This is a genomic window from Cupriavidus sp. SK-3 (assembly GCF_000611145.1).
Taxonomy (GTDB): Bacteria; Pseudomonadota; Gammaproteobacteria; order Burkholderiales; family Burkholderiaceae; genus Cupriavidus.
Window position 1 is genome coordinate 30,855 of record NZ_JFJV02000263.1, and the last position, 8,942, is coordinate 39,796.

The window sequence follows — 8,942 nt, forward strand, 5'->3', positions numbered from 1 at the left end:
CAGGTTGCCGGGCGCAATGCGCTGGCAGCCGCCCTGCCGGCAAGAGCACTGCATCGCTCGTGGTGATGAGGTTACGCAATGAACCGCATTGTGACTCGGGTATTTGCCGCAGTTGTCATTGCCGGCTGCGCCGCGCCCCCACCGCCGCCGCCCTCAGCCACACTCGACTACAAGAGCCGTGCCCTGAGCCGTACCGACGGCGGTTTGCGGGTGTCGGCCGCCGTTCTTTCGAATGAGGAAAGCGCGGAAGTGTATCGGGTTCCGCTGGCGAGGCTGCAGATACAGCCCGTCTGGATCGAGGTCACCAACAACGACGACCGGGGCTATTACCTGATGTCGTCGGGTCTTGACCCGGGGTTCTTTCCGGCGTCCGAGGCAGCCGAGGCATTTTCACAGGGCGGCTCGCCTGACGAAAAGGCCAGCGTCGACCAGCGCTTCCGCCAGCTCGCCTTCCGCAATCCGGTCCGGCCCGGACAGACCGTGTCGGGGTTCGTGCTGACAAACGCGAGCGAGGGGGCGAAGCTCGTCCAGTTGGACCTGGTGGCGAGCGGGCGCGCCAAGACATTCTCGATCCTCATGGTCGTGCCAGGCTTCCATGCCGACTACCACACCAGCGAAGTCTTCCGGCGCGAGATCTATCCGCCCGAGGAAATCGTGGACTACACGGACGACGAGGCCTTCCGCGCGGCACTCGAGGCCCTGCCGTGCTGTGTCACCAACAAGGATGGCTCGAAGAACGGCGACCCGCTCAACCTGGTGGTCGTGGGCGGCATCGACGATGCGTTTCCCGCGTTCGTGCGCCGCAGCTGGCGGCCGACCGAGCAGAAGTGGTCGGGTGCGATCACAAAGATGATTACCTCTGCGCTCAAGGGCGAGCCCTATGTCAATGCGCCGGTGAGCGATCTGTACCTGTTCGGACGCGCGCAGGACCTGGCATTACAGAAGGCGCGCGACAACATTCACCAGCGCAACCATCTGCGTCTGTGGCTTAGTCCGATGCGCTATCACGGCAAATCGGTGTGGGTGGGCCAGATCAGCCGCGATATCGGCGTGCGTCTCACCATTCACTCGCCAACGCTGACGACGCACAAGGTCGATCCGGACGTGGACGAAGCGCGCACGGCGCTGGCGGAGGATATGGCCTATTCCCAGAGTCTCAACAAGATCGGGCAGGTGAAAGGCGTGGGCGCGGCGCCGCGAAGCGCCCCGCGCGAGAACCTGACCACGGACCCGTATTTCACGGACGGCTATCGCCAGATACTGGTATTCGACCGTAAGCCAACATCGCTCTCGGCGATCGAGTTCTTCCCGTGGAGCGCGATCTATCAGACCGATGCCGCGCGCCAGGGAGCGAAACAATGAGCGTGTTGCCGCTGTTGCATCGTGCGCTACGGTACGCGGCGGGCATGGCGATCCTCTCGCTTGCCGTGGCCGGCTGCTCGACATGGCAAGCGCCCGCCAGTGCCGACGACGCCCCGCTACGCGAGCGCGCGGTGAGCGAAACCAGGCAGGGCGTGCGCGTGAGCGCCGCAGTGCTGGGCACGGAAGACAGCAAGCGCATGTTCGGCGCCGACATCAACAAGACCAACGTGCAGCCCGTATGGTTCGAGGTGCATAACGGAACTTCGCAGCCGTTATGGCTGTTGCGCTCGGGAACGGATCCGGATTACTTTTCGCCGCTCGAAGTCGCGTGGTCCCTGCATGGCACGTTCAGCGGGGCAACGAATGCGCGCATTGACGACTATTTCAATAAACTCGGGTTCAAGAATCCGATTCCGCCGGGGACGACGCACGAGGGCATCCTGTTCACCAATCCCGACCGCATTACGAAGCTCGTCAATGTTGATTTGTTCGGGACCAGGACGCTGATCCCGTTCAGCCTCTTCGTGCGCGTGCCCGACGATATCTCGGATGCGGGTTTTGCGCGGTATATCTTTCAGTATCCGGATTCCGCGGTCACGGACTACAAAGACCTTGCCTCGCTGAGAGCCGCACTCGAACGATTGCCTTGCTGCGCCACCGATGCGCTCGGCTCGGCGCAGGGCGATCCGTTGAATGTGCTGATTGTCGGGGAACTCGGCGACATCGGCGCGGCCGCGGTGCGGCGTAGTTACCGCCGCGATTCGCGCGAGGGCGACACCGGGCAACGGGTCTTCGGGCGCGCGCCGGACGCGGTGCTGCGCAAGCAGGCGCAAGGCGGCGCGCCGTCGACCTGGGTACGCGTGTGGCTGGCGCCCATTCGCTTTCAGGGGCAGCCCGTTTACCTCGCGCAGGCAGGCCGGCCTGTCGGCGGACGCCTCGCGCCAGCCGGCACGGCAAAGATCGTCCTGCACGAGGATGTCGACGAGGCCAGGAACCTCCTGATCCAGGACATGATGTACTCAGGCGGTCTCGACAAGCTCGGATTCGTGAACGGTGTCGGTCCGGCGCCGCAGGCGCAACCGCGGACAACGCTGGATGGCGCCCGCTATTTTACGGACGGGCTGCGCGCGGTGCTGTTCTTTGCGCAACGGCCGCTGAGTCTTTCCGAAGTGGAAATTCTTGACTGGGTACCTTATTTGGAGGGGCGCGAAGGCGCTTCACCTAAGGAGGGCGGCAATGCGCGCAAGTGATTTGGTCCCGGAGCCGCCGCAGGCCGTAGCCGGGCAGCCGGCTGGCGGCGTCCGCGCGCGGTTGACCGGCGGCGTCTTGCCGGGAGTCATCGCGGCTTGCCTCGTGCTCGGCGGATGCGCGTCGAAGCCGCTGATCCCTTACTCCACCGATACGCCGCCTTTGGCACTGCTTCCCGCATCGCAGTCCGGCGTGCAGGACAAACGGGCGCGTTTCCGCGAGATCTTCTGCGCGGTGCTGCAGGCGCGCGGACCGGAGCTTCCCGATTACCGGCCCTGTGAAGACGCGCTGAACCGGATAGGCACCGAGCCTGCCGGCACCGGCAAGCCCGTCGATCTGGGTCCATCCATGCGGCACCTGGTCGCGGTGGTAGTGCCGGGCATCGGCTATGAATGCTTCGAGCCGTGGCTGAACGCGCCCGGCACCGTCCCGAAACACCTGCGGGAGTTCGGCTATGACGGCATGCTGCTCAAGGTCGATGCGCTGTCGGGTTCGGCCAATAACGCGCGCCAGATCCGCGACGCGATCATGGCCATGCCGCCGGCCGCGGGAGCGCCGCGCCTGGTGCTGGTCGGCTACTCGAAGGGCGCGCCTGACATCCTCCAGGCCGTGGTGGCGTATCCGGAGATCCGCAGCCGCGTGGCGGCGGTGGTCACCGCAGCCGGCGCCGTCGGCGGCTCGGCGCTTGCCAATGACGCCGAGCAATACCAGGCGGACATGCTGCGGCATTTCCCGGGCGCAACCTGCGATTCGGGAGATGGCGGCGCGGTGGAGAGCCTGCGGCCCGCGATACGCAAGGCATGGCTGGCGGGAAACCCGTTGCCCCGCGACGTGCGCTACTACTCGCTCGTGACGCTGCCGCGGCCGGAACGCATCTCGTCGATCCTGACTTCGAGCTATGACAAGCTCGCGCGTATCGACGGGCGCAACGACAGCCAGGTGATCTTCTACGACCAGATCGTGCCCGGCAGTACGCTGATGGGCTACGTCAATGCGGATCACTGGGCGCTGGCAGTGCCCATCGCCCGGACGCATACCACCATCGGCTCGATGTTCGTGACGCAGAACGCCTATCCGCGCGAGGCGCTGACGGAAGCGGTGCTGCGCTTTGTGGAGGAGGACCTGGCGGCGCCGGGTCCGGCACGCGGCGGTATGTGACATGTGACATGTGCCCCACCGTGTCGCGAAGCCGGACACCGCCATCCCGGCGGACTCAGGCAGGCAGCGTGCGGACGGCCCCGGCAGGGCATGGGACCAGGAAGCCGTGCGAGGGTGCCAGCCATGCGACGTCCTCGCGGGGCAGGGCGGCCAGGGAGTCGATGCGGGCATCCGTATCGCTGCCGGTGAACAAGGTCCTTTCCTCTTCGAGGAGGTAGCACAGGTGGCCGGATGCATGGCCGGAGCCATGACATACCCGCAGCGTGCAGCCCTCGCCAATGGGCAGGCGCTCGCCGTGCCGCAGTTCGCCCCCGGGCAGTTGCGCACCGGTGGCGGCACCGAGCTTACGCGCGGCGGGCGCTTGGCCGGCGTGTGCCCTGGTGGACAGGATCCAGCGGATCGGCCCCGGCGCCGCGGCGAGCACCGCCTGGATATGCGCGTCGTCATCGGGGCCGGGGTCGATCACGGCCCATGCGTTGTCGTTGCCGCCTCCCACCAGATAGGTGTTGGTGCCGAGGCCGCCAGCCACGTCACTGCCAGCGCGGGCGGTGATCCGCCAGATGCGCGCGCCGAGGCGCACCGCAACGCCGGGCTCGATGATGCAGCGCGCGTCGCCACGCCCCTCCGGATCGATATGGCCGAGTTCGGCGTAGCAGGGCTCCTCCGGCATGACCGCGCGCAGGCCGCCCTCGCCGCGCCCCAGGCGGGGCATGATGCGGGCAATGCCGCTTAGCGCCGCGGCATGCTGGTAGCAATCCTGGGCACGCCCGAAGCGGGCAATGGCCGCCAGGGTGCGCCGCGTGGGAGGCTCCAGCTTGAGACCGCTGGCAGGGTCCAGAAGCTCCGCCGGACGCTTCCAGCAATGGCCGGAGGCCTCCTCGCCATCGTGCGCGGCGGTCTGGCCGGTGGGCGCGATCGCCACGAAGAAACGGGTGTCGAAGCGCTTGGGCAATCCCGGTGGCGTCAGCCAGTGGCTGAAATACGCCAGACGGTCGACCGCGAGCCGCAGGCCCAGCTGCGCGCAGGCGTGCGCCAGCCCGAGTCCGTCGTGCCTGGCGGCGTCGCGCAGCAAGGCGCGCTGTGCCTCCTCCAGCTGGTCCAGCGCCAATGGTTGTCCCGCACTGTCGCGGGCGAACAGCAGGCCAGCCTCCTCGAAGCATTCCCGTACCGCCGCCAGATAGAAGTCGAGCCCGCCCGCGTCGACGCCAAGGCGCTGGCTTGCGGCGTGGTCATCGAGGCCATCGGCATAGGCATGAAGCCGCCTGTCCTGCGCATCCAGCGTGCCGCCGGGATACACATAGGAGCCGCTGCTGCGATCGCCGGCACGTTCGGCGCGGCGCACCATCAGTACTTCTATCCCTAGCGGGCCGTCGCGCAGCACCAGCAAGGTCGCGGCATTGCGCAGCGAGGGGGAAGACGCGGCGGGTGGTGCGCTTTCGCGGGATTGACTCATGGCGGGGGAGATCCTCGATTCGGTGTTGCGTGGCAATGCCTCGCGGGAGTGGTATGGCAGGGCGGCCGCCAGGCCACCCCTGCCGCGTAGTCAGGATATGTCCTTGAATTCGATCAGCAGGTCCTTGGCGGCAACGCGGTCGCCGGGGCGCACGTGCACCGCGGCGATCTCGCAGTCGCGTTCGGCGGCGATATGCGTCTCCATCTTCATCGCCTCCAGCGAGACCAGCGCGCTGCCGGCGGAGACCCGCTGCCCCGGCTGGACCGCTACCGTCACCACCGCGCCCGGCATGGGGGCGGCCACATGCAGCGGATTGGAGGGGTCGGCTGCCGGGCGGGCCTGGCGCGATGGCCCCGCCTGCGCCACGCCGCGCCGCTCGACGCGGGCGGTGCGGGACTGCCCGTTCAGCTCGAACTGGACCTTGACGATGTTCTCCTCCGTGTCCGGGTGCGCCCCCTGCAGCATGATCAGCAGCGTCTTGCCGGGCGCGATATCGACCGCCACCTCCTGCTGCGGTTGCGGGCCGTAGAAGAACGCGGGAGTGGGCAGGACCGATGTGTCGCCATAGGCGCGCCTGTGCTGGAAGTATTCGCTGGTCTGCCTGGGATACATCAGGTAGGACGCCAGTTGCCGGTCATCCAGCGCGTGCGCGCAGGCGCTTTCGCCTTGCGCGCGGGCTTGTTCCAGGTCGACCGGGGCGAGGTGGTCGCCGGGACGGTAGGGTTCGGGGGGATCGCCCCTGAGCACCTTGCGCGACAAGCCGGCAGGGAAGCCGTCGGGCGGAAAGCCCAGTTCGCCCTTGAACAGCGAGACCACCGACTCGGGGAAGGCGATCTCCCTGGCGGGGTCGCATACCTGCGCGGCGCTCAGGTCGTTGGCGACCATCATCAGCGCCATATCGCCCACCACCTTGGAGGTCGGGGTGACCTTGACGATATCCCCGAAGAGGTGGTTGACCTCAGCGTATGCGCCCGCAATCTCGCTCCAGCGATGTTCGAGCCCCAGCGAGCGGGCCTGTTCGCGCAGGTTGGTGTATTGCCCGCCGGGCATTTCGTGGCGGTAGACGTCGGCGGTGCCGGCGCGGATCTCGGACTCGAAGGGGGCGTAGTAGCGGCGCACGCCTTCCCAGTACATCGATGCTTCGTGCAGGCGATCCAGGCTAAGGCCGGGATCGCGCTCGCTGCCGGCCAGCGCGGCGGCCATGCTCGACAGGTTGGGCTGCGAGGTCAGGCCGCTCATGGCGTCGAGCGCGCCGTCCACGGCGTCGCAGCCCGCGCCGATCGCGGCCAGCACGGAGGCCGCGGAAATGCCGCTGGTGTCGTGGGTGTGGAAGTGGACCGGCAGGCCGGTCTCGTCCTTGAGCGCCCTGACCAGCGCCGCGGCGGCCTGCGGGCGGCAGATGCCGGCCATGTCCTTGATGCCCAGCACATGCACGCCGGCGCGCTGCAGTTCGCGCGCGATGCCCACGTAGTACTTGAGGTCGTACTTGGGCCGTGCCGCGTCGAACAGGTCGCCGGTGTAGCAGATCGCGCCTTCGCACAGGGCGCCGCTCTCGCACACCGCGTCGATCGCCACGCGCATATTGCGCACCCAGTTGAGCGAGTCGAACACCCGGAAGAGATCGACGCCGGCGCCGGCTGCCTGCTGGACGAAGAAGCGCACCACGTTGTCGGCGTAGTTGGTGTAGCCGACCGCGTTCGAGCCGCGCAGCAGCATCTGGAACAGGATATTCGGCACCCGCTCGCGCAATTGCGCCAGCCGCTGCCACGGGTCCTCCTTCAGGAAACGCAGCGCCACGTCGAAGGTGGCGCCACCCCAGCATTCCAGCGAGAACAGCTGCGGCAGTTCGCGCGCATAGAAGGGCGCGATCGGCAGCATGTCGGCGGTACGCATGCGGGTCGCGAACAGGGACTGATGCGCGTCGCGCATGGTGGTGTCGGTCAGCAAGACCTGCTTCTGGTCCAGCATCCAGCGAGAGAATTTCTCCGGCCCCAGCTCGCGCAGCCGGTCGCGCGTGCCGGGCGGCACCGCGCCGGCACTGTCCACCCTGGGGCGCTGCGGCCTGGGCAGCGGCAACTGGGGCGGCGTGTGCCCGGCCATTCCCGGGTAGCCATTGACGGCCAGTTCGCCCAGGTACCGCAGCAGCTTGGTGGCGCGGTCGCGCCGCTTGGCAAAGGCCAGCAGCTCGGGTGTGGTGTCGACGAAGCGTGTGGTGACCTCCCCGCTGCCGAAGGCCGGGTGGTTGATGACGTTTTCGAGGAACTGCAAGTTGCAGGCCACGCCCCGGATGCGGAACTCGCGCAGTGCGCGGTCCATGCGCCGGATGGTTTCCGCCGCCGTGGGCGCCCATGCGGTGACCTTGACCAGCAGGGAGTCATAGTAGGGCGTGATGACGGCGCCGCCATAGGCGGTGCCGGCGTCCAGCCTGATGCCGAAGCCAGCCGCGCTGCGGTAGGCGGTGAGTTGTCCGTAGTCGGGAAGGAAGCCGTTCTCTGGGTCTTCGGTGGTGATGCGGCATTGCAGGGCGTGGCCGTTGAGCGGGATCAGGGCCTGCGCCGGGACACCCGTTGCGCGCACCACGGTATGCCCGTGCTCGTCCAGTTCGTCTTCGATCCGGCCGATCCGGCCGCCTTCGGTAATGCGGATCTGCGCCTTGACGATGTCTACGCCAGTGATCACCTCGGTCACGGTGTGCTCGACCTGGATGCGCGGATTGACCTCGATGAAGTAGCTCTGCCCGGTGTCGGCATCCATCAGGAATTCGACGGTCCCGGCGTGGCTGTAGCCGACCGCGCGCATCAGCCGCAGCGCCGCCTCGCACAAGGCCTCGCGGCCCGCGTGGTCGAGATAGGGGGCGGGCGCGCGCTCGACTACCTTCTGGTTGCGCCGCTGCACCGTGCAGTCGCGCTCGTACAGGTGCACCAGGTTGCCGTGGGTATCGCCCAGGATTTGCACCTCGACGTGGCGCGCCCGGCGCAGCAGTTTCTCGACATAGACCTCGTCGTTGCCGAATGCGGCCAGCGCTTCCCGGCGGGCGGCGGCCAGCGCGGTGGCGAGATCGCCTTCGCTCTCCAGCACTCGCATGCCGCGTCCGCCTCCGCCCCAGCTCGCCTTGAGCATCAACGGATAGCCCACTTCCGCCGCCAGCCGCTTGCATTCGTCCAGGTCGTGGGGCAGCGGCGTGGTGGCGGGCATCACCGGCACGCCGGCGGCGATGGCCGCATTGCGGGCGGCGACCTTGTTGCCCAGCGTGCGCATCACGTCCGGGGACGGGCCGATCCAGCGGATGCCGGCATCGATCACGGCTTGCGCGAACTCCGGGTTTTCAGAGAGGAAGCCGTAGCCGGGGTGGATCGCGTCGACCCTGGTCTGCCGGGCGATGCGCAGGATGTCGTCGATGTCCAGGTAGGCGGCCAGTGGCTTCTTGCCCTCGCCAACCAGGTAGCTCTCGTCGGCCTTGAAGCGGTGCAGGGCGAGGCGGTCTTCCTTCGAGTAGATCGCCACGGTGCGGATATTCATCTCGGCGGCGGCGCGCATTACGCGGATGGCGATTTCGGAGCGGTTGGCGATTAGGAGCGATGTGATGGGGGCGTGCTTCATGGCGGTGCCTTGGGGGGAGTTTGTTTTTTTTTGGTATTTGGTGGTGGGGTTGTTGATGGATGACTCTGCAACTGCGACTGCTTAACTTCAAAGTCAACGGCTTAAAGTCAAAGGCGGGTTT

At 67.3% G+C, this 8,942-nt stretch carries 5 protein-coding genes; 3 read left to right on the top strand and 2 right to left on the bottom strand.

The genetic code is table 11. From position 1 onward, the window contains the following. Positions 1-78 precede the first annotated feature (78 nt). The 3 genes from CF70_RS28045 to CF70_RS28055 are packed head-to-tail and all read left to right on the top strand — an operon-like array spanning position 79 to position 3,768. Positions 79-1,362: an LssY C-terminal domain-containing protein gene (locus CF70_RS28045; RefSeq protein ID WP_035872962.1), complete on the top strand. Its 1,284-nt coding sequence runs from the start codon at positions 79-81 to the stop codon at positions 1,360-1,362. After that, entirely contained in the window at positions 1,359-2,612 is a 1,254-nt protein-coding gene (locus CF70_RS28050) for an LssY C-terminal domain-containing protein (protein WP_035872966.1), read from the top strand. Before CF70_RS28045 ends, CF70_RS28050 begins: the two co-directional genes overlap by 4 nt. After that, entirely contained in the window at positions 2,599-3,768 is a 1,170-nt protein-coding gene (locus CF70_RS28055; protein ID WP_235185239.1) for a hypothetical protein, read from the top strand. Before CF70_RS28050 ends, CF70_RS28055 begins: the two co-directional genes overlap by 14 nt. Before the next feature lie 55 nt (positions 3,769-3,823). On the opposite strand, the gene CF70_RS28060 is transcribed toward CF70_RS28055, so the two are convergent. Together CF70_RS28060 and CF70_RS28065 are read right to left on the bottom strand one after the other, a co-directional pair. Beyond that, positions 3,824-5,221 carry a hypothetical protein gene (locus CF70_RS28060; RefSeq protein ID WP_051649131.1) on the bottom strand — a complete coding sequence of 466 codons (1,398 nt, stop codon included), beginning with the start codon at positions 5,219-5,221 and terminating at the stop codon, positions 3,824-3,826. Positions 5,222-5,311: 90 nt separating this feature from the next. Continuing rightward, on the bottom strand, positions 5,312-8,821 hold the full coding sequence (locus CF70_RS28065) for a pyruvate carboxylase (RefSeq protein ID WP_035872969.1): 3,510 nt from the start codon (positions 8,819-8,821) through the stop codon (positions 5,312-5,314). Positions 8,822-8,942: the final 121 nt, after the last annotated feature.